Genomic DNA, 20091 nt, shown 5'->3' with positions numbered 1-20091 from the left:
CCACGTACCGTGAAGCCATGACGAGCATCGGTGGTGCCGAGATGGTCGACTGGAACCTCGCGGTCGCGACCGCGACCCGGCTGGTGCGGCCGGGCCCCGACGTGAGCCGCGACGAGGCGCGCGCCGTCGTCGCGGAGCTGCGCCGGTACGCCAAGGTGTCGGAGGAGCACGTCCGGGGATTCACCCGGATGGCCCCCGCGGGCGGACCGGACTCGGACACCCCGGTTCTCGTCGTGGACCGGGCGGGCTGGATCAAGGCGAACGTGGCGGGCTTCCGCGAGGTCCTCAAGCCCCTGCTGGGCAAGATGCGGGACCGGCGCGGCGGCCTGCCCGGCGGCGCCGTGCTGAGCGCGGTCGGCGGCAAGGTCACCGGGGTGGAGCTGGGGATGCTGCTGTCCTTCCTGGCCTCCCGGGTGCTGGGCCAGTACGAGACCTTCGCGCCGCCGTCCCGCGAGCTGCCCGCCTCCTCGGGCGGCGGGCGGCTGCTGCTGGTGGCGCCCAACGTGGTGCACGTCGAGCGGGAGCTGGACGTCGCCCCGCACGACTTCCGGCTGTGGGTGTGCCTCCACGAGGAGACGCACCGCACCCAGTTCACGGCGGTGCCCTGGCTGCGCGACCACATCGAGTCCGAGATCCAGGCCTTCCTCGGGGAGACCGAGGTGGACCCGGCCACCCTCCTGGAGCGGTTCCGGGAGGCCGTCCAGTCCCTGGGCGGCGGCCGGCCGGAGGCGGACGGCGACCGGGAGGGCAGCACGCCCTCCATCATCGAGCTGGTGCAGACCCCGGCCCAGCGGGAGATCCTCGGCCGGCTGACCGCCGTGATGTCGCTGCTCGAGGGCCACGCGGACTATGTGATGGACGGCGTGGGGCCCGAGGTCGTGCCGTCCGTCGCGGAGATCCGCGAGAAGTTCCAGAAGCGCCGGGCCAGCGGCGCCGGCCGGCTCGACCAGGCGCTGCGCAAGCTGCTGGGGCTGGACGCCAAGCTGCGACAGTACCGGGACGGGGAGCGGTTCGTACGGGCCGTCGTGGACCAGGTCGGGATGGACGGCTTCAACCGGGTCTGGACCTCCCCGAACACACTTCCGACCAAGGCGGAGATCAGCAAACCCGCGGACTGGGTCGCGCGGGTGCACCGGAGGACGGAGCCGTAATCACGGGCGCGACCGGCGGCGTACGGGCGCAACCGGCGCCGGGAGAATGACCCGGTTAATCACTCGTCCGAGGGACCGTGAGCGACGGGTAGGCGTGCGATGCTCGGGGAACAGCTCGCTTCTGTCACCATCGACGTACTCAGCGTGACGACATCCTCGTAACGGCCCCGAGGCACCCCCTCGAACGACAGATGGGAAACGGACATGGGTCCCCATCCAGCGGTCGCCGCGATACGCCTGGCGGTCCGCCGCGTCCTCCACGACGTACTCGTCGACTTCCCGACCTCGCCTCCCCCGCAGCCCGCCCTCGCCTCCGCCCCGGCCCTCACCGGCGGCGCCGCGCCCCTCGTCCTCGTCGCCTGCTCCGGCGGCGCCGACTCGATGGCACTCGCCTCCGCCCTCGCCTTCGAAGCCCCCAAGCTCGGGCTGCGTGCCGGGGGGGTCACCGTCGACCACGGCCTGCAGGCCGGCTCCGACGTGCGCGCCGCCGAGGTCGCCGAGCGGCTGCGGCTGCTCGGCCTGGAGCCGGTCGAGTCCGTCGCGGTGTCCGTCGGCCGGGAAGGCGGCCCCGAGGCCGCCGCCCGTGACGCGCGCTACGCCGCCCTCGACGCCGCCGCCGAGCGCCACGGCGCGGTCGCCGTGCTGCTCGGCCACACCCGCGACGACCAGGCCGAGACGGTCCTGCTGGGGCTGGCCCGCGGCTCCGGCATCCGCTCCCTGTCCGGCATGGCCCAGGTCTCCGGCGCGCAGGGCCGCTACCGCCGCCCCTTCCTGCGGCTGGACCGGCAGACCGTCCGCCGCGCGTGCCTGGCCCAGTCGCTGCCCGTATGGGACGACCCGCACAACGTGGACCCCGCCTACACCCGCTCCCGGGTCCGCCACGAGGCGCTGCCCGTCCTGGAGAAGGCCCTCGGCAAGGGCGTCGTGGAGGCGCTCGCCCGCACCGCCCAGCTCTCCCGCGACGACGCGGACGCCCTCGACGCCTGGGCGGCCCGGGCGGAGGCGGAGGTACGCACCGATCTGCCCCCCGCCGGAGCCGCCCCCGCCGCGACCGCATCCACCGGCCGGGCATCCACCGACCGGGCCTCCGCCGGCACCGCCGGGGCCGGGGGCGCCCCGGCCCCAGGCACGGACCTCGTCGAGCTCGACGCCGTCGGGCTGCACGCCCTGCCCACCGCCGTCCGCCGCCGGGTGCTGCGCCGCGCCGCCATCGCCGCGGGCGCCCCCGCCGGTTCGCTCTTCGCCCGCCACATCGAAGAGGTGGACCGGCTGATCACCGGCTGGCGCGGTCAGCGGCCCCTCAACCTCCCCGGCCGCGTGGAGGTCCGCCGGGAGGGTGGCAGACTGGTCATCCGGCAGGGCTGACCCGCCCAGCCAGTGAAGCCGGTAACCCTAACGAGAGTGGCGCGGGTGGACGACAAGGACATGGGCACCGACCTGAAGTCGGTCCTCATCACCGAGGAAGAGATCAACGCGAAGCTGGCCGAGCTGGCCGCCGAGATCGACGCGGAGTACGCGGGCAAGGACCTTCTCATCATCGGAGTCCTCAAGGGCGCGGTGATGGTCATGGCGGATCTGGCGCGCGCCCTGTCCACCCCGGTCACCATGGACTGGATGGCCGTGTCGTCCTATGGCGCGGGCACCCAGTCCTCCGGCGTCGTCCGCATCCTCAAGGACCTGGACACCGACATCAAGGGCAAGCACGTCCTGATCGTCGAGGACATCATCGACTCCGGCCTGACCCTGTCCTGGCTGCTGTCGAACCTGGGCTCCCGCGAGCCCGCCTCGCTGAACGTGTGCACCCTGCTGCGCAAGCCGGAGGCGGCCAAGGTCGCCATCGACGTGAAATGGGTCGGCTTCGACATCCCCAACGAGTTCGTCGTCGGCTATGGCCTCGACTACGCCGAGAAGTACCGCAACCTGCGCTTCGTCGGCACGCTCGCCCCGCACGTCTACGGCGGCTGAGGGCCCCCTCCCGGAAGGCCGGGGACCCGGCTGGGAACCTGGCGCGGTTTCCCGCCGTTGGAGCAGGGGAAGGCGGTTTTGTTAACAGTCCACGGCGGCGTCGGGTGACAATGCTGGGGTACCGTCCGAAGGTCAGTCTTTTTCGAGACTGAGGAATACACAGCTCATACACCGCAAATACACCGCAATACACCGCACGCACAGGCACCCCTCCAGGGCTGCCGTGCCTCACTGTGGCAGGAGGGACGGGGCGTCATCGCCCCGTATGGATGGACGTGAAGCGCTACTTCCGTGGGCCGGTCATGTGGATCGTGCTGGCCGTCCTCGCCGTGGTCGTGTTGATGCAGGTCGTCGGCTCGTCCGGCGGCTACAAGTCGGTGGACACCAGCCAGGTCGTCAAGGCGATCAACAGGAACCAGGTCCAGTCCGCCGAGCTGACGACCGGCGACGAGCACAAGATCAAGATCGAGCTCAAGGACAACGTCGCCAAGATCTCGGGCAGCAACAAGCTCCAGGCCACCTACATCGGTGACCAGGGCCTCGACATCGCCCGGACCTTGCAGGCCAACGCCCAGAAGCAGGGCGGCATCCCGGACGGGTACAACGTCACGACCTCGAAGCAGAACCCGTTCGTCGGGATCCTGCTGTCGCTGCTCCCGTTCGTTCTGATCGTCGTCGTCTTCCTGTTCCTGATGAATCAGATGCAGGGCGGCGGCTCCCGGGTGATGAACTTCGGCAAGTCGAAGGCCAAGCTGATCACCAAGGACACCCCGAAGACGACGTTCGCCGATGTGGCGGGCGCCGACGAGGCGGTCGAGGAGCTCCAGGAGATCAAGGAGTTCCTCCAGGAGCCGGCGAAGTTCCAGGCCGTGGGTGCCAAGATCCCCAAGGGCGTGCTGCTGTACGGCCCGCCCGGCACCGGCAAGACGCTGCTCGCGCGCGCCGTCGCGGGCGAGGCGGGTGTCCCCTTCTACTCGATCTCCGGCTCCGACTTCGTCGAGATGTTCGTGGGTGTGGGTGCCTCCCGCGTCCGCGACCTGTTCGAGCAGGCCAAGGCCAACGCGCCGGCGATCGTCTTCGTCGACGAGATCGACGCCGTCGGCCGCCACCGCGGCGCCGGCATGGGCGGCGGTCACGACGAGCGCGAGCAGACCCTGAACCAGCTGCTCGTCGAGATGGACGGCTTCGACGTGAAGGGCGGCGTCATCCTGATCGCCGCGACCAACCGGCCGGACATCCTCGACCCGGCGCTGCTGCGCCCGGGCCGCTTCGACCGGCAGATCGCCGTCGACCGCCCGGACATGCAGGGCCGTCTGGAGATCCTCAAGGTCCACCAGAAGGGCAAGCCGGTCGCGCCGGACGTCGACCTCTCCGCCGTCGCCCGCCGCACCCCCGGGTTCACCGGTGCCGATCTGTCCAATGTGCTGAACGAGGCCGCGCTGCTGACGGCCCGCAGCGACAAGAAGCTGATCGACAACCACTTCCTGGACGAGGCGATCGACCGCGTCGTGGCCGGCCCGCAGAAGCGGACCCGGATCATGAGCGAGAAGGAGAAGAAGATCACCGCGTACCACGAGGGCGGTCACGCCCTGGTCGCGGCGGCCTCTCCGAACAGCGACCCGGTGCACAAGGTCACCATCCTCTCCCGCGGCCGGGCCCTGGGCTACACCATGGTCCTGCCGGACGAGGACAAGTACTCGACCACGCGCAACGAGATGCTGGACCAGCTCGCCTACATGATGGGCGGCCGCGCCGCCGAGGAGCTCGTCTTCCACGACCCGACCACGGGCGCGTCCAACGACATCGAGAAGGCGACCGCCACGGCCCGCGCGATGGTCACGCAGTACGGCATGACCGAGCGGCTCGGCGCGATCAAGTTCGGCTCCGACAACTCCGAGCCGTTCCTGGGCCGTGAGATGGCCCACCAGCGCGACTACTCCGAAGAGGTCGCCGCGCTGGTCGACGAGGAGGTCAAGAAGCTCATCGAGGCCGCGCACAACGAGGCGTGGGAGATCCTCGTCGAGAACCGCGACGTCCTGGACAACCTGGTCCTGGCGCTGCTGGAGAAGGAGACGCTGAACAAGGAGGAGATCGCCGAGATCTTCGCCCCCATCGTCAAGCGCCCGGCCCGCCCGGCCTGGACCGGCTCCTCGCGGCGTATGCCCTCCACCCGCCCGCCGGTGCTCTCCCCGCGGGAGCTGGCCCCGGCCAATGGCGCCCAGCCGCCGTCGGCGGCCGGCCTCACCAAGGCCGGTACCCCCGAGGACGCCGCGGAGCGCCCGGAGGAGGCCGGCCCGGAGAGCTGAGCCGGCCCCTCGCCCGGGCTTATCCGGGCCCGGAATGAAGGCCGCGTCCCCCAGGTTTTAGCCTGGGGGACGCGGCATTCCGCGTTTTCACGACTTTTTTCGCTGGGCATGAGGAACGAGGCAGCTCCATGACCGACCCGATAACGCTGGACGGCGAGGTCCCGCTCGGTGTCTTCGACGAGAAGCGAGCCGAGCGGGCGATCCGTGAGCTGCTCATCGCCGTCGGCGAGGACCCGGAGCGGGAGGGGCTGCGCGAGACCCCGGCGCGGGTGGCCCGCGCGTATCGGGAGATATTCGCCGGGCTGTGGCAGAAGCCCGAGGAGGTCCTCACCACCACCTTCGACCTCGGCCACGACGAGATGGTGCTGGTCAAGGACATCGAGGTGATGTCCTCCTGCGAGCACCACCTGGTGCCCTTCGTCGGCGTCGCCCACGTCGGCTACATCCCGTCCAGCGACGGCAAGATCACGGGGCTGTCCAAGCTGGCCCGGCTCGTCGACGTCTACGCCCGCCGCCCGCAGGTGCAGGAGCGGCTCACCACCCAGATCGCCGACTCCCTGATGCGGATCCTGGAGCCGCGCGGGGTGATCGTGGTGGTCGAGTGCGAGCACATGTGCATGACCATGCGCGGGGTGCGCAAGCCGGGAGCCAAGACCCTCACCTCGGCCGTGCGCGGCCAGCTGCACGACCCGGCGACCCGCGCCGAGGCGATGAGCCTCATCATGGCGCGCTAGCCGGAGACACCCCTACGCCCGGGCCGCCGCCCCCGGGCCGTTCCCCGTGTCGTCGTCCTCCGGCAGCTTGCACACCCGCTCCAGGAAGAAGGCGGCGGCGACCACGGCCGCGCCCGCCAGCACCGAGGCCCCCGCGTAGATGGCCTGGTCCTTGCGGGCGGGCACGTCGAACTGCTCCATCAGCAGGAAGACGCCGACGCCGCCGTACATCCCCGACACCAGCGCCGCCACCAGCGCGCTCGCCTGGCCGAAGACCACCGCGCGGGCGGCCACCAGCGGATCCACGCCCTTCGCGCCGGGCCGGCGCTCGCGCTGGGCGCGCAGCCGGGACCGCAGGGACAGGGCGGTCGCGGTCAGCACGACCGCGATCAGGGCCAGCACGATCGGCGCGGCCACCGGCACGCTCGGCAGCGAGCCCAGCGTGTCCCACAGCCGGGCGCCCGCCCATGACACCACCCCGGCCGCGGCGAACAGCCCGACCAACAGCCCGATCCGAAGTTGCTTCACCGAGCGGTCGCCCCTCAAGTCATACGTTGTCGCGTCGTACGGCATCGCGTCGTACGGCGTCGCGGATCCGAGTCGTACGTCATCGCGCGGAATCTACGGGATCAACGTCTATTCGGGCAGTCGCAGTTCCAGGTCCGCCCGCACCTGGACGCCCTCCCGGCCCACCTCGGCCAGCAGCCGCGAGACCGCCCCGAGCCCCGGGACCTCGGCGCCCGGGTCCACGTCGTGCCAGGGGACGAGCACGAAGGCGCGCTGGTGCGCGCGGGGGTGGGGGAGGGTGAGCGCCGGGTCGTCGGAGACCACGTCCTGGTACGAGACGATGTCCACGTCCAGCGTCCGGGGGCCCCAGCGCTCGTCGCGCACGCGCTCGAAGGCCTCCTCGATGGCGTGTCCCCGCTCCAGCAGCGAGGAGGGCGGCAGCGTCGTCTTGACCAGCACCACCGCGTTGAAATACGACGGCTGGGCGCCGGGGTCCACCCCCCACGGCTCGGTCTCGTACACCGGGGAGACCGCCTTGACCCGCAGGCCCGGGGTGTCCTCCAGCGCGTCGATCGCGCCCTGCAGGGTCTCCAGGCGGTTGCCCAGATTGCTGCCGAGCGAGATCACCGCCCATTTCGGGTTCGACAACGTCACATCGGCGGCGTCCACCCGCTCCACGACGGAGGCTGGGACGGGCTGAACGGTCGGGTCGCTGCTGCTCATGCTCGGCTCCGGGTGATGGTGATGGTCACGTCGTCGAAGGGCACGGTGATCGGGGCCTCCGGCTTGTGCACCACGACCTCGACCTCCCGCACCGCCTCGTGACCCAGGCACCGCTCGGCGATCCGCTCGGCGAGGGTCTCGATCAGGTCGACCGGCTCGCCCTCCACGACCTCCACGACCTGCTCGGCCACCACGCCGTAGTGGACGGTCTTGGTGAGGTCGTCGGCGGCCGCGGCGGGCCGGGTGTCCAGGCCGAGCACCAGGTCCACGACGAAGGTCTGCCCCTCCTCGCGCTCATGGGGAAACACCCCGTGGTGCCCGCGGGCCCTCAGGCCGCGCAGCGCGACACGATCCACCCGAATCACTCCTGCTGTCGTCGGTGCGGGGCGCGCCCGATCTGCCCGGAACGCACCACCCGTCCCCCGCCGTCGGCGGGGGTACCTCCTTCGAATCTACCTGCGAGCAAGGACAGCGCCCGCTCACGGGGGCCGTGGCGCGCGCTGCCCCGGGCCCCCGCGTCACTTCCCCCTACCCGCCCATGACGCAGATCTCACGCCCGGGCGGCGGGGTTCACGGCAGCAGTTGGTCCGGGTCGTCGTCCGGGCCCTCGGCGTCCCCCGCGGCCGCGTCGTCGTCCCGCTCCGCCAGGACCGGCGAGCCGTGGTGCGCCCACACCTTCCAGCCGTCCTCGGTCCGCCGGAAGACGTTGGTGGCCACCACCAGCTGCCCCACCAGCGGGCCGAGCTGGCCCTCCTCCTCCGCCGGGGCCCCGCTGAGGATGTTCTCCGTGCAGGTCACCATCGCGGTGTCGGACATCACCGACACCTCCACATCCGTCAGGAAGAACTGGATGTAGTCGGTGTTCGCCATGATCAGCGCGTAGGAGCGGAGCACCTCGCCGCGCCCGCGCAGCACCGGCCAGCCCGGGTGCACACAGGACACCTCAAGGTCCGGGTCGTCGAGCCACAGCCGCGACATCGCCCCGTGGTCGCCCTGCTCCATGGCCTCGTACAGCGCGGTGTTGGCCAGGGCCACCCGCTCGCTGTCCGTCAGGGAAGTCACACCGCTCCCGCCGTGTCCGCCGCTTCGATCGCCCGGGCCACGCGCACCGCGTCGGCGCTCGCGCGCACCTCGTGCACCCGGACCGCCCACGCGCCTTCCCGCGCCACGATCGCCGACACCGCCGCCGTCGCCGCGTCCCGCTCCCGGGCGGGCGGCGGGCTGCCGCCGTCCCCGGCCAGCACGCGCCCCAGGAACCGCTTCCGTGAGGCCGCCACCAGCAGCGGCCGCCCCAGCTCCCGCAGCGCGCCCAGCCGCGCGACGAGCGCCAGGTCGTGCTCGGCGTCCTTCGCGAAGCCGAGGCCGGGGTCCAGCACGATCCGCTCCGGATCGATGCCGCCGGCTACCGCCCGCTCCAGGCTCGCCCGCAGCTCCGCGACGACCTCGCCGACCACATCCCCGTACGCGGCGCGGTTATTCATGTCGATCGACTGGCCGCGCCAGTGCATCACCACGAAGGGCACCTCGGCGGCGGCCACCATCGGGACCATCGCCGGATCGGCGCCGCCCCCGCTCACGTCGTTGACCAGCCGCGCCCCGGCCTCGACCGCCCGCTCGGCGACCGAGGCCCGCATGGTGTCGACGCTGACCAGGAGCCCCGCGGCGGCCAGCTCGCGCACCACCGGGACCACCCGCCGCAGCTCCTCGGCCTCGTCCACCCGGGTCGCGCCCGGACGAGTGGACTCGCCCCCGACGTCCACCAGGTCGGCCCCGGCCGCGGCCAGATCCAGGCCGTGCTTGACGGCCAGCTCCGGGTCGAACCACTGGCCGCCGTCCGAGAACGAATCGGGTGTGACGTTGACCACGCCCATCACCGCGCACCGGTCCCACTCCGGCAGTCCGGCCACCCGCCCCCGTCCACGCAAGCTCCTCATGACCCCAGCCTAGGCGTACTCCCGCCCCCTGCCGCGCCCGGACGCCCGTGCCGGCACGCCGGGTCCCGCCGCGCCGGGCGGGGGTGTCACGCGGCCTGTTCGAGCCGGCCGGGGGCGGCGGCCGGGACCTGGTGGGCGCAGGGCCTCGGCTCGGGGCGCCGGCCGCGGCGCAGCAGCCGGGGGAGGGCCAGCGAGACGAAGCCCTCGGCCTGCATCGCGGCCAGGCCGATGCGCGGCAGGTCGCGGGTGTGGCGGAAGACCACGAAGCGCGGCTCCCAGCGCGGCTGGAACTTGGCGTTGAACTTGTACAGCGACTCGATCTGGAACCAGCGCGACAGGAACACCAGCAGCCCCCGCCAGCCGCGCAGCACCGGGCCCGCGCCCAGCTTCTCGCCGCGGGCCAGCGCGGAGCGGAACATGGCGAAGTTCAGCGACGCGCGGGTGATCCCCAGCTCCCCGGCGGCCTGCAGCGAGGCGACGATCAGCAGTTCGTTCATGCCCGGGTCGGCGGTGCGGTCGCGGCGCATGAGGTCCAGCGACATCCCGTCCCGGCCCCACGGCACGAAGTGCAGCACGGCCTTGAGGTCCCCGTACGGGCCGGGCTCGGCGCCGTCCTCGGGCGCCTTGTGGGCGGTGGCGATGATCGCGTCCCCGTCCGCCGGGTCGCCGATCCGGCCCAGCGCCATGGAGAAGCCGCGCTCGGTGTCGGTGCCCCGCCAGTCCGCGGCGGCCTTCCGGATGGTCTCCAGCTCCTCCTCGCCCAGGTCGCGGGCGCGCCGCACCCGGGTCTCGTACCCGGCCCGCTCGATGCGCTTGACCATCTGGCGGACGTTCCGCATGGCGCGCCCGGACAGGGTGAAGTCCGCCACGTCCACGATCGCCTCGTCGCCGAGCTCCAGCGCGTCCAGGCCGGTCTCCCGGGTCCACACCTCGCCCCCGGTCTCGCTGCACCCCATGACCGCCGGGGTCCAGGAGTGTGCCCGCGCCTCCTCCATGAAGCGGGCGATGGCGCCCGGCCAGGCCTCCACGTCGCCGACCGGGTCGCCGCTGGCGAGCATCACCCCGGAGACCACGCGGTAGCAGACCGCGGCCTTGCCGCTGGGCGAGAAGACCACGCCCTTGTCGCGGCGGAGCGCGAAGTGGCCCAGCGAGTCCCGGCGCCCGTGCGCGTCGAGCAGGGCGCGCAGCCGCTCCTCGTCGGCGGGGGTCAGCCGGGCGGCGGGGTGTTCGGGGCGGAACGCCAGGTAGGCGGTGGTGGCGACGGTCAGCAGGCCCAGCGCGCCGAGGGAGTAGCCGACGGTGTAGTCGGTGCCGTCGCGGTAGCCGACCGGCCCCTCGAAGCCGAACAGCCCCCACAGCACATGCTCCAGCTGCTCCCCGAACGAGGGCCGTCCCACCAGGTCGTCGGGGTGCGAGCGGACGATCAGCAGCCCGAGTCCGACGCTCACCGCGCCCAGCACCACGAAGTTGGCCAGCGCCATCCAGCGGCTGCGCGGATCCGGCAGCGCCGCGAACTCCCGCCGGTAGCGGATCATGACGCCCAGGAGCACCAGCGAGAGCACCGCCCCGCATATCGAGTGCCGGTACAGCAGCTGGGCGGCGGCGCCGACGGGCAGCAGGCTGACGGCGGCGACCCAGGCGCGCCGCTTACGCCGCTTGAGCCCGTGGGCCAGCATCAGCAGCAGAAGCCCCACCACGATGGACGCGGCGGCGGCCAGCGAGCTCACCGCGCCGGGCAGCACGTCGGCCAGGGCGTGCACCTTGCTGTAGCGGAGGCGCGGGAAGACGATGTTGAGCAGCCCGATCAGCGTGCAGGCGGTGCCGACGGCGGTTGGCACCGCCTCGGGCCGGGGCCCGCGCGGCAGCCTCCGCGGCCGGGAGGCAACCCTTCCGGACTTTTCGGCATCTTGACTGTCAGACATTCGCTTTCCCGTCGCTCCGGTCGAGAGATCCGTCTTTGGCGCGCCTTCTGGACATTTCGCGCCCAGCAAGACGACGTTTGACGGGGCGGGGTTCCATCGCGGCACGGAGGAGCCGGCCGCCCGGCAGGAAGATAGTGATGGGTCTTACGAGCAACAACGTCGTGATGGTGTCAGTCGTCGCGTCGGTGCTGCTGTTCGGGGCCACAGTATGGCTCTGGCCGCGCTTCGCCCGGCGCGGAGTGGCCGCGGTGTTGGGCCGGATCGGCCTGCTCCTGGTCACCCAGGTGTCGCTGTTCGCCGCGCTGGGCCTGTTCGCCAACCAGTCCTTCGGCTTCTACGGCTCCTGGTCGGACCTGTTGGGCACCGAGACCGAACCGGGCGTGGTGGTCAACCACGACGCGCCGGGCAGCACCCGGATACTGGTCACCGAGAGCCGGAAGATGAACGTCTCGGGCGGCGGCTCGGCGCCGGCGGCGGTCGGTCGGATCGAGAAGGTCACCATCAAGGGGCCGCTCTCCGGGCTGGCCTCCCCGGCGTACGTCTATCTGCCGCCGCAGTACTTCCAGCCGGCGTACGCCGGGCGCGACTTCCCCGCCGCGCTGGTGCTGACCGGGTATCCGGGCACCACCGAGGCGCTGATCAATGGCCTGAAATACCCCCAGACGGCCCTGAGGTTGAACAAAGAGGGCAGGATGCGGCCGGTGGTCCTGGTGCTGATGCGTCCGACCGTCGCCCCGCCGCGGGACACCGAGTGCATGGACGTGCCCGGCGGCCCGCGGACCGAGACGTTCTTCACCAAGGACGTGCCGAGCGCGGTGGCGGGGCACTACCGGGTGGGCGAGCACGCCCGCGACTGGGGCGTCATCGGGAATTCCACCGGCGGCTACTGCGCGCTCAAGATGGCCATGCGCCACCCCGAGTCCTTCTCCGCCGCCGCCGGGCTGTCCCCCTCGTACAAGTCCCCGATCGACGCGACCACCGGCGACCTGTTCGGCGGCAGCAAGCGGCTGGAGCGGGAGAACGACCTGATGTGGCGGCTGGACCACAAGCCCGCGCCGCCGGTGTCCCTGCTGGTGTCCAGCAGCGAGCACGGCGAGAAGAACTACAACGACACCGTGAAGTTCATAGAGAAGGTCAAGGAGGTCAACCGCCGGGGCGAGCCCACCAGGATCTCCTCCATCATCCTGAACACCGGCGGCCACAACTTCAACACCTGGCGGCGCGAGGTGCCCGCCGCGCTGGAGTGGCTGGGCGGCCGCCTCAGCGACCGCTGAGTCGCGGCGACCGCCCGGCCTCAGACCCTGAGGGGCGTCACGCGTCGGCGACCGTCTGCAGCTCCACCTCCGCCCGGGCGATGCCGCCCGCGTCGGCGTCGATCGAGCGGCGCAGCGCCTCGTGGAGGCGGGCGGGGGTGAGCACCCCGAGGAAGCGGTCTTCGTCGAGGACCGCGATCCAGCCCGCGTCGTGCTGCAGCATCGTGCTGAACGCCCGCTTGAGCGAGGAGCCGACCGGCAGCCACGCCTCCATGCGACGGGCGTGGTCCCGTACGGTCCCCGCGGCCCGGTCGTCGCCCGCCCCGGCCGCGGCGTCCACCGGGATCCAGCCGTGCAGCCGGTCCGCGTCGTCCAGGACGACGGCCCAGCGCGCCCCGTCGGCCGACAGCCGGGCGGCGGCCTTGGCCAGCGGGTCGTCCAGGTGGACCACCGGAGGCTGTTCGAGGTCGCCCGGCTCGATGGGGGTCACGGACAGCCGCTTCAGACCGCGGTCCGCGCCGACGAAGTCCGCGACGTACGGGGTGGCGGGGGCGCCCAGCACCGACGCCGGGGTGTCGAACTGTTCGATCCGCCCGGCCCCGTACACCGCGATGCGGTCGCCGAGCCGGACGGCCTCCTCGATGTCGTGCGTCACCAGCAGCACCGTCTTGCGCACCTGGGACTGCAGCCGCAGGAACTCGCTCTGCAGCCGCTCCCGCACCACCGGGTCCACGGCCCCGAACGGCTCGTCCATCAGCAGCACCGGCGGGTCGGCGGCCAGCGCCCGGGCCACGCCCACCCGCTGGCGCTGCCCGCCGGAGAGCTGGTCGGGGTAGCGGTCACCGTAGACGGAGGGATCGAGGCCGACCAGGTCGAGGAGTTCGGCGGCGCGGTCCCGCCCCTTCCTGCGCTGCCAACCGAGCAGCTGCGGGACGGTGGCGGTGTTCTCCAGCACGGTCTTGTGCGGGAAGAGGCCGACCTGCTGGATGACATAGCCGATGCGGCGGCGCAGCTTCACCGGGGCGACCGCGGCGATGTCCTCGCCGTCCAGGAAGATCCGGCCCGAGGTCGGCTCGATGAGCCGGTTGACCATCTTCATGGTGGTGGTCTTGCCGCAGCCGGACGGTCCGACGAGCGTGACCAGCTCGCCCTCCGCGACCTCGAAGGACAGATCGTCGACGGCCGTGGTTCCGTCGGCGTAGCGCTTGGTGACGTTCTCGAACCGGATCATGGCTCCCCATTGTGGCCGCATTCTCGCCTCGAATTGTTTCTGTTGTGTGGCGAGCGGACGAGATTGTCGGTGCCCGGGGTTAGGGTCGCCAGGTCACCGGCAATGGACGGGGAGGTGACCGCGTGGCCGGACAGAGCTGCCTGATCAGCAATGACTGGATCTGCGGGGAATATGTACGTACGCGCAGTCAGGAGCTGACGGACGCGACGGTCCAGCATGTGTGGATCACCCTGGCGTCGGTCGCCATCGGGCTGGTGGTCGCCCTTCCGCTGGCGCTGCTGGCCCGCCGGTGGCGGGTCGTGGCGGGCCCGGTGCTGGGGCTGACGACGGTCCTCTACACGGTGCCCTCGCTGGCGATGTTCTCGCTGCTGCTGCCCTTCTTCGGGGTCTCGGCCGCGGTGGTGATCACCGGTCTGGTGCTGTACTCGCTCACGATCCTGGTGCGCAACATCCTGGCCGGGCTGGCCTCGGTGCCCGAAGAGGCCCGCGAGGCGGCCCGCGGCATGGGCTACGGCCCGGTGCGCCTGCTGTTCGGCGTGGAGTTGCCGCTCGCGCTGCCCGCGCTGATGGCCGGGCTGCGGATCACCACGGTCTCCACCGTCTCGCTCACCACGGTCGGCGCGATCATCGGCTACGGCGGTCTGGGCAACCTCATCTACGAGGGCATGCAGAGCTACTTCAAGGCGCAGGTGCTCACCGCCTCGGTGCTGTGCGTGGCCCTGGCGATCGTGGCGGATCTGCTGCTGCTGGGCGTACAGCGGCTGCTCACCCCCTGGGCGCGGAGCGGCGGAGCCAAGGCGCGCAAGAAGGCGCGCAAGGATGGGAAGAGGGCGCGGACGAAGGCGAGGACGGCCTGATGGGGGTCATCGGCGAGGCCTGGTCGTGGCTGGCCACCGGGTCGCACTGGTCGGGCGGCGACGGCGTGTGGCACCGGCTCGGCCAGCATCTCTATCTGACCCTGGTCTGCCTGGTGATCTCGTGCGCGATCGCCCTGCCGGTGGCCGTCGCGCTCGGCCACATCGGCAAGGGCGGCGCCCTCGCGGTCAACATCTCCAACGCGGGCCGGGCCGTGCCCACCTTCGCGGTCCTGGTCCTGCTGCTGCTCAGCCCCCTGGGCACCCACGGCGACTGGCCCACGGTCATCGCGCTGGTGCTGTTCGCCGTTCCGCCGCTGCTCACCAACGCCTATGTGGGGATGCGCGAGGCGGACCGCGAGGTCGTGGAGGCCGCCCGGGGCATGGGGATGACGGGCGGTCAGCTGATCGCCAGGGTCGAGCTGCCGCTCGCCTTCCCGCTGATCATGACGGGGGTGCGCTCGGCGGCCGTCCAGGTGGTGGCGACCGCGACGCTCGCGGCGCTGCCCGGCGGCGGCGGGCTCGGCCGGATCATCACGGCGGGCTTCCGGACCACCGACACCGCCCAGGTGGTGGCCGGGGCGGTGCTGGTCGCCGCCCTCGCCCTGCTGATCGAGGGCCTGTTCATCGGCCTGCAGTGGCTGCTGGACCCGATGCGCCGCCGCGGCGGCCGGACGGCGGTCGCGGGCCGGCGTCCGCCCGCGGACCAGGCGCCCAAGGCACCGGCCGTGCCGGACCCTGCCGGGTGAGACATGGCCGTGCCGAACGTGTGCGGTGTCCCAGGGCACCGCGTGTCATCTATGGACGGGGAATCCCAATGAGCAAGATCTTCCGAGTGGCCGGGGCGGCCGCGACCGTCGCGGCGCTGGCGGCCGGCCTCACCGCGTGCGGCGGCGACAGCCTGGAGAGGAAGAGCGAGGGCTCGGTGGTGGTCGGCTCGGCCGGCTTCACCGAGTCCAAGATCCTCGCGGCGCTGTACGTGGGGCTGCTGGAGGACGCCGGCTACAAGGCGTCGGTCAAGACGATCCAGTCCCGGGAACTGTACGAACCGGTTCTGGAGAAGGGCGAGATCGATGTCGTGCCGGAGTACGCGGCCACGATGGCCGAATATCTGAATCAGAAGAAGAACGGGCCGAATGCCAAGTCCGTCGCCTCCTCGGACGTCGACGCCACGGTGAAGGCGCTCCGGGAACTCGCCGAGCCGCGCGGGCTGAAGGTGCTGCCGGCCGGCGAGGCCGTCGACCAGAACGCCTTCGCCGTGCACAAGGACTTCGCCGAGAAGCACGATCTGAAGACGCTCTCCGACCTCGGAAAGTCCAAGCAGAAGATCAAGTTGGCGGCCGGCGACGAATGCCCCAAGCGCCCCTTCTGCCAGCCCGGCCTGGAGAAGACGTACGGGATAGACATCACCGGCATCGACTCGGTCGAGGTCGGCAGCGTCCAGGCCAAGCAGGCGGTCAAGGACGGCAAGGACCAGCTGGTGCTGACCACGACCACGGACGCCACCCTCAGCCAGTTCGGACTCGTCCTGCTGAAGGACGACAAGAAACTGCAGAATGCCGACAACGTCCTGCCCGTCGTGAATGCGAAGACCGCGGGCTCGAAGAAGATCGCGGACGCGCTCAACAAGCTCAACAAGGTGCTGACCACCGCCGATCTCACCGAACTCAACAAGAAGGTGGACGGGGAGCGGCTGAAGGCGTCCGACGTCGCCGAGGACTACCTGAAGGAGAAGGGACTCGTGAAGGACTAGCCGGGTAACGGCTCGGCATATCGGCGCGGAATTTGGCGGGGCGGGGCCCCATGCGGGCCGCCCGCACGGTAAGTTTCGGCCCATGCCACGTGGACGTCACCGCCAATCCCCACCTCTTCACAGGCTACTTCCCCCTTTGTCGGTCGCAGCCGCGTCAATGGCGTGCGCCGCCGGTGCCTGGCTGGTCGGCGATACGGTCGTGATCCGTGGCCTCACGGCGACCGCGGCAGCCGCCGCGGTCGTCGGCGCCGTCCTGATGCGGAGCTGGGACCGCGCCGCCGGGCGGCGGGTCGCCGAGGTCGCCAGCGAGAGCGCGCGGCAGGAGCTCAAGTACGAGGACCGGATCGCCGAACTCGAGGCCGGCGCCGAGAAGGCCGCCGAGCTGCAGGCCGCGCTCAACACCAAGCTGCGCGCCAAGCGGTCGGAGCTGGCGCGGCTGCGCAACGAGCACGCCGCGCTGCTGCGCCGCTACGCCACGGCCGAGACGGAGCGGGCGAGGGCCCTGGAGGGCCGCCGGCGGCTGGAGCTGGAGGCCGCGGCCCCGGCCAGGGAGCCGGAGCCCGCGCCGGCGGCCCCCGAGCCCGCGGCTCCGGCCGAGTCCGTCGGCGGCACCCCCGTGGCCGGTGCCCCGACCGCCGAGGCGTACGCGCGGGCCGACGAGGCGATGCGCCACCTGGTGCGCAACGCGCGCAGGCAGCGGGAGGAGCGGGAGCGGATCCCGCGCCAGCCGCGCGCCGAGGAGCGGGCGGAGAGCGAGCACGCGGCGGGTGAGGTCGCGGCCGGTGAGCGGGCGTCGGGTGGGTCGGCGTTCGGTGGGTCGGCGTCGGGTGGACCGGTGTTCGGTGAGTCGGCGTTCGGTGGGCCGGTTGAGCTTGCGTCGGGTGCGTCGGCGTCCGGTGGGCTCGCGTCCGGTGGGCTCGCGTCCGGCGAGGCCGTCTGCCGTGAGGCGGCGTCCGAGGTGGCGTCCCGTGAGGCGGCGCCCGGAGAGCCGCGGCCGCACGCCCGCACGGCGGCCTCCGCCGTGGTGCCCTACGCCGCGGCGCGCCGGGCCGCGTCCCGCCCGGAGGGCGGCTTCGACTACTTCGGCACGCAGAAGAAGCAGCCCAAGAAGCGGCAGCCGGAGTCGGCCGAGCCCGCCGCCGAGTCGGAGGCCGAGCCATCCGACCCGGCCGTCCCCGCCGAGGCCGCCCAGCGCGCGGCCGTCCCCGCCGCGCGCCCGGAGGCGCCCGAGGAGGACCTCGCCGACGTGATCGGCGCGGAGACGCTCGCGGAGGCCGGCAAGGGCGCGGTGGGCGAGGTCATCGACCTGACCGCCCATGAGGAGGCCGAGCACATCGAGCTTCCGGAGCTGCGCAGCGCGATCTCGTAGGGCCGGCCACCGCGCCGGCCCCGCGCCCTCCACGGCCCGACCACGCGCCGGCGTTCACCCGCCGGCGCTCACTTGTCACCGCTCACTTGTCGATGTCGCCGACGACGAAGAAGAGCGAGCCGAGGATGGCCACCATGTCGGCGACCAGCGTGCCCGGCAGCAGCTCGGTCAGCGCCTGGATGTTGTTGTACGACGCCGACCGCAGCTTCAGCCGGTACGGCGTCTTCTCGCCCTTCGAGACGAGGTAGTAGCCGTTGAGGCCGAGCGGGTTCTCGGTCCAGGCGTAGGTGTGGCCCTCGGGCGCCTTGAGCACCTTGGGCAGCCGCTGGTTGATCGGCCCGGGCGGCAGCTCCGCGATCCGGTCCAGGCAGGCGTCGGCCAGGTCGAGGGAGTTGTGCGTCTGCTCCAGCAGGCACTCGAAGCGCGCCAGGCAGTCGCCCTCCTCCCGGACGACGACCTTCAGGGTGTCCCGCAGCTCCCCGTACGCCAGATACGGCTCGTCGCGCCGCAGGTCGAAGTCGACGCCCGAGGCGCGCGCGATGGGTCCGCTCACCCCGTAGGCGTGCACCGTCTCGCGCGCCAGCACGCCCACGCCCCGGGTGCGCCCCCGGAAGATCTCGTTGCCGAGCACCAGCTCGTCGTACACGTCCATGCGCGAGCGGACCTCGGCCACCGCCTGGCGCGCCCGGCCGAGCCAGCCCGCCGGGAGGTCCTCCTTGAGGCCGCCGACCCGGTTGAACATGTAGTGCATCCGGCCGCCGGAGACCTCCTCCATGACGTGCTGGAGGTCCTCACGCTCGCGGAACGCGTAGAAGATCGGGGTGATGCCGCCGAGCTCCAGGGGATAGGAACCGAGGAACATCAGGTGGTTGAGGACCCGGTTCAGCTCGGCCAGCAGGGTGCGCGTCCATACGGCGCGCTCGGGCACCTCCATGCCGAGCATCCGCTCGACGGCGAGGACGACGCCGAGTTCGTTGGAGAAGGCGGAGAGCCAGTCGTGGCGGTTGGCGAGCATGATGATCTGGCGGTAGTCCCGCGCCTCGAACAGCTTCTCCGCGCCGCGGTGCATGTAGCCGATCACCGGCTCGGCGCTCTGGATGCGCTCCCCGTCCAGGACGAGGCGCAGCCGCAGCACGCCATGGGTGGACGGGTGCTGCGGGCCGATGTTGAGCACCATGTCCGTGCTCTCCGCGGCGCCGCCGATCCCGACTGTCGTCTCCGTCATGGGCCCAGTCTCTCAGCCCCGCCTCTTGTCAATCCCGGCCGTCCGGCCCCAGCAGCCCCTCGCACGCCGCGGCCGCCGGCTGCAGCAGCCAGGTGAAGCCCCCGAGTCCCGCCGGGTCCAGCAGCTCCGCCGCCTCGCCCGCCCCGCCCAGCGCCCGGACGTAGGCCGCCGGGTCGCTGGAGGCCAGCGCGAGCGGCGGCCTCCGCCCCTCGACACCGAGGGCGCGCAGCGCCTCGCGCTGGGGGAGCAGGACGGGCGCGGGCGCGCGGTCGGGCGTGGCGTCGCGGAGGGCGGCGGCCCCCGCCGCGGCGCACGCGTCGATCGCCACATGGCAGGTCAGGTCGCAGGTCCCGTCCGGTACGGGCCGCACCTCGCGCCCCGCCCGGAAGCCGGCCAGCGTGCCGAACGGGGGCCGGGCGCCGCGCTCGTGCGCGTAGTCGACGGCGACCGCGAGCCCCGACCGCAGGGCCCGTACCGCCGCCGCCCACGCCTCGTCCCGCGGCCGGCCGATCTCGGCCCGCAGCCCCGGCTCGTCCCGCGCCGACGGCCACCAGCGGGCCAGCCAGTCCGCGTCCGCCCCGCCGACGGGCTCGCCCAGCCGCTCCGCGCCGTCCTCGGGGCTGACCCGGACCCGGCGCGGGACGCCGTCCGTGTCGGTCTCGGCGATGTCCACGGGGACGTTGTCGAGCCATTCGTTGGCGAAGAGCAGCCCGTCGAGGCCGCCGCGCGGCAGTTCACCGAGGTCCCCGAGCCAGACGATCCGGGGATCGAGGCCGGGTGGGCGCCCGGCGCGCTCCACGGCGTACGGGCGCAGCCGCTCGGCCGGCCGCCCGGGCAGGCCCGCCGCCTCCGCGAGCACGCCGGTCAGCAGTTCGCCCCGCCCCGCGCCCACGTCCACCAGGGCCAGCTCCTCCGGGCGGCCCAGCGCGTGGTCCACCCGCCGCAGCAGCTCGGCGACCGCCGCCGCGTACCGGCGGGAAGCATGGACCGAGGTACGGAAATGCCCGGCTGGTCCTTCCGCACGCCGGAAGAAGCCTTCCGGCCCGTAGAGGGCGTGCTCGGTGGCGGCACGCCACCCCGGCCATGTCCGCGTCTCGCTCGCCACCCGACCACGTTATGCGGAGCCGTATCCACCCTGGGTCGTAGGGGAGCGGTCCACGGATCGACCGTCCGGCTGACCCCCGC

The 20091-nt window shown here is 72.4% G+C and carries 19 protein-coding genes; 10 read left to right on the top strand and 9 right to left on the bottom strand.

All coding sequences use genetic code 11. The annotated features are described in order from the left end of the window. Positions 1-17 precede the first annotated feature (17 nt). From BBH68_RS11575 to folE, 5 genes are all read left to right on the top strand, one after another. Positions 18-1151, top strand: a complete 1134-nt coding sequence (locus BBH68_RS11575) for a zinc-dependent metalloprotease (RefSeq protein ID WP_065961390.1) — start codon at positions 18-20, stop codon at positions 1149-1151. Between the two features lie 204 nt (positions 1152-1355). Next, complete coding sequence (gene tilS, locus BBH68_RS11570; RefSeq protein ID WP_065961389.1) at positions 1356-2516, top strand: tRNA lysidine(34) synthetase TilS; 1161 nt, start codon at positions 1356-1358, stop codon at positions 2514-2516. A 60-nt stretch (positions 2517-2576) separates the two neighbouring features. Then, positions 2577-3116 (top strand): hypoxanthine phosphoribosyltransferase, encoded by a 540-nt coding sequence (hpt, locus tag BBH68_RS11565; RefSeq protein ID WP_065961475.1) that lies wholly within the window; start codon positions 2577-2579, stop codon positions 3114-3116. Between the two features lie 269 nt (positions 3117-3385). Further along, complete coding sequence (ftsH, locus tag BBH68_RS11560) at positions 3386-5422, top strand: ATP-dependent zinc metalloprotease FtsH (RefSeq protein WP_065961386.1); 2037 nt, start codon at positions 3386-3388, stop codon at positions 5420-5422. A gap of 128 nt (positions 5423-5550) precedes the next feature. Then, complete coding sequence (gene folE / locus BBH68_RS11555) at positions 5551-6156, top strand: GTP cyclohydrolase I FolE (RefSeq protein ID WP_065961385.1); 606 nt, start codon at positions 5551-5553, stop codon at positions 6154-6156. Positions 6157-6168: 12 nt separating this feature from the next. Here folE and BBH68_RS11550 read toward each other — a convergent pair whose 3' ends face one another. The 6 genes from BBH68_RS11550 to BBH68_RS11525 all read right to left on the bottom strand — a co-directional run bounded on the left by BBH68_RS11550 (position 6169) and on the right by BBH68_RS11525 (position 11221). Beyond that, complete coding sequence (locus BBH68_RS11550) at positions 6169-6663, bottom strand: DUF3180 domain-containing protein (protein ID WP_065961472.1); 495 nt, start codon at positions 6661-6663, stop codon at positions 6169-6171. A gap of 108 nt (positions 6664-6771) precedes the next feature. Further along, entirely contained in the window at positions 6772-7365 is a 594-nt protein-coding gene (gene folK, locus BBH68_RS11545; protein ID WP_065961383.1) for a 2-amino-4-hydroxy-6-hydroxymethyldihydropteridine diphosphokinase, read from the bottom strand. Beyond that, on the bottom strand, positions 7362-7721 hold the full coding sequence (gene folB, locus BBH68_RS11540) for a dihydroneopterin aldolase (protein WP_065961381.1): 360 nt from the start codon (positions 7719-7721) through the stop codon (positions 7362-7364). The genes folK and folB overlap by 4 nt, the downstream gene beginning before the upstream one ends. A gap of 214 nt (positions 7722-7935) precedes the next feature. Next, positions 7936-8427 carry a nuclear transport factor 2 family protein gene (locus BBH68_RS11535; RefSeq protein WP_065961379.1) on the bottom strand — a complete coding sequence of 164 codons (492 nt, stop codon included), beginning with the start codon at positions 8425-8427 and terminating at the stop codon, positions 7936-7938. Then, entirely contained in the window at positions 8424-9299 is an 876-nt protein-coding gene (gene folP / locus BBH68_RS11530; protein ID WP_174589012.1) for a dihydropteroate synthase, read from the bottom strand. The genes BBH68_RS11535 and folP overlap by 4 nt, the downstream gene beginning before the upstream one ends. 86 nt (positions 9300-9385) lie before the next feature. Further along, entirely contained in the window at positions 9386-11221 is a 1836-nt protein-coding gene (locus tag BBH68_RS11525; protein ID WP_065961376.1) for a phosphatidylglycerol lysyltransferase domain-containing protein, read from the bottom strand. A gap of 137 nt (positions 11222-11358) precedes the next feature. Here BBH68_RS11525 and BBH68_RS11520 point away from each other — a divergent pair, with 137 nt between their 5' ends. After that, positions 11359-12495, top strand: a complete 1137-nt coding sequence (locus BBH68_RS11520) for an alpha/beta hydrolase (RefSeq protein WP_065961374.1) — start codon at positions 11359-11361, stop codon at positions 12493-12495. A 37-nt stretch (positions 12496-12532) separates the two neighbouring features. Here BBH68_RS11520 and BBH68_RS11515 read toward each other — a convergent pair whose 3' ends face one another. Next, a complete protein-coding gene (locus BBH68_RS11515; RefSeq protein ID WP_065961372.1) occupies positions 12533-13705 on the bottom strand; it encodes an ABC transporter ATP-binding protein in 1173 nt (390 codons plus the stop codon). A 122-nt stretch (positions 13706-13827) separates the two neighbouring features. Between BBH68_RS11515 and BBH68_RS11510 the strand changes: the two genes are divergently transcribed. The 4 genes from BBH68_RS11510 (at position 13828) to BBH68_RS11495 (ending at position 17681) form a co-directional block, all read left to right on the top strand. Further along, positions 13828-14562, top strand: coding sequence for an ABC transporter permease (locus tag BBH68_RS11510; protein ID WP_065961370.1), 735 nt, complete (start codon positions 13828-13830; stop codon positions 14560-14562). Beyond that, the gene (locus BBH68_RS11505) at positions 14562-15308 is read left to right on the top strand and encodes an ABC transporter permease (RefSeq protein WP_065961369.1); all 747 of its coding nucleotides are present in this window, start codon (positions 14562-14564) and stop codon (positions 15306-15308) included. The genes BBH68_RS11510 and BBH68_RS11505 overlap by 1 nt, the downstream gene beginning before the upstream one ends. A gap of 68 nt (positions 15309-15376) precedes the next feature. Beyond that, the gene (locus BBH68_RS11500; RefSeq protein ID WP_065961367.1) at positions 15377-16312 is read left to right on the top strand and encodes an ABC transporter substrate-binding protein; all 936 of its coding nucleotides are present in this window, start codon (positions 15377-15379) and stop codon (positions 16310-16312) included. 199 nt (positions 16313-16511) lie between these two features. Then, positions 16512-17681: a hypothetical protein gene (locus BBH68_RS11495; protein ID WP_076970963.1), complete on the top strand. Its 1170-nt coding sequence runs from the start codon at positions 16512-16514 to the stop codon at positions 17679-17681. Positions 17682-17763: 82 nt separating this feature from the next. On the opposite strand, the gene BBH68_RS11490 is transcribed toward BBH68_RS11495, so the two are convergent. Both BBH68_RS11490 and BBH68_RS11485 read right to left on the bottom strand, forming a co-directional pair. After that, positions 17764-18906 carry an NADH-quinone oxidoreductase subunit D gene (locus BBH68_RS11490; RefSeq protein ID WP_065961364.1) on the bottom strand — a complete coding sequence of 381 codons (1143 nt, stop codon included), beginning with the start codon at positions 18904-18906 and terminating at the stop codon, positions 17764-17766. Between the two features lie 28 nt (positions 18907-18934). After that, positions 18935-20011, bottom strand: coding sequence for an SAM-dependent methyltransferase (locus BBH68_RS11485; RefSeq protein ID WP_065961362.1), 1077 nt, complete (start codon positions 20009-20011; stop codon positions 18935-18937). Positions 20012-20091 lie beyond the last annotated feature (80 nt).

The organism is Streptomyces sparsogenes (assembly GCF_001704635.1).
Lineage (GTDB): Bacteria > Actinomycetota > Actinomycetes > Streptomycetales > Streptomycetaceae > Streptomyces > Streptomyces sparsogenes.
This window is presented reverse-complemented; position numbering and strand designations above follow the sequence as displayed.

Bases quoted from the DNA above. Each gene is read 5' to 3' on its own strand.
- ftsH (WP_065961386.1), top strand. From the start codon at position 3,386: ATGGACGTGAAGCGCTACTTCCGTGGGCCGGTCATGTGGATCGTGCTG.
- folP (WP_174589012.1), bottom strand. From the start codon at position 9,299: ATGAGGAGCTTGCGTGGACGGGGGCGGGTGGCCGGACTGCCGGAGTGG.
- folE (WP_065961385.1), top strand. From the start codon at position 5,551: ATGACCGACCCGATAACGCTGGACGGCGAGGTCCCGCTCGGTGTCTTC.
- BBH68_RS11505 (WP_065961369.1), top strand. From the start codon at position 14,562: ATGGGGGTCATCGGCGAGGCCTGGTCGTGGCTGGCCACCGGGTCGCAC.
- hpt (WP_065961475.1), top strand. From the start codon at position 2,577: ATGGGCACCGACCTGAAGTCGGTCCTCATCACCGAGGAAGAGATCAAC.
- BBH68_RS11525 (WP_065961376.1), bottom strand. From the start codon at position 11,221: ATGTCTGACAGTCAAGATGCCGAAAAGTCCGGAAGGGTTGCCTCCCGG.
- BBH68_RS11515 (WP_065961372.1), bottom strand. From the start codon at position 13,705: ATGATCCGGTTCGAGAACGTCACCAAGCGCTACGCCGACGGAACCACG.
- tilS (WP_065961389.1), top strand. From the start codon at position 1,356: ATGGGTCCCCATCCAGCGGTCGCCGCGATACGCCTGGCGGTCCGCCGC.
- BBH68_RS11490 (WP_065961364.1), bottom strand. From the start codon at position 18,906: ATGACGGAGACGACAGTCGGGATCGGCGGCGCCGCGGAGAGCACGGAC.
- BBH68_RS11500 (WP_065961367.1), top strand. From the start codon at position 15,377: ATGAGCAAGATCTTCCGAGTGGCCGGGGCGGCCGCGACCGTCGCGGCG.
- BBH68_RS11520 (WP_065961374.1), top strand. From the start codon at position 11,359: ATGGGTCTTACGAGCAACAACGTCGTGATGGTGTCAGTCGTCGCGTCG.
- folK (WP_065961383.1), bottom strand. From the start codon at position 7,365: ATGAGCAGCAGCGACCCGACCGTTCAGCCCGTCCCAGCCTCCGTCGTG.
- BBH68_RS11575 (WP_065961390.1), top strand. From the start codon at position 18: ATGACGAGCATCGGTGGTGCCGAGATGGTCGACTGGAACCTCGCGGTC.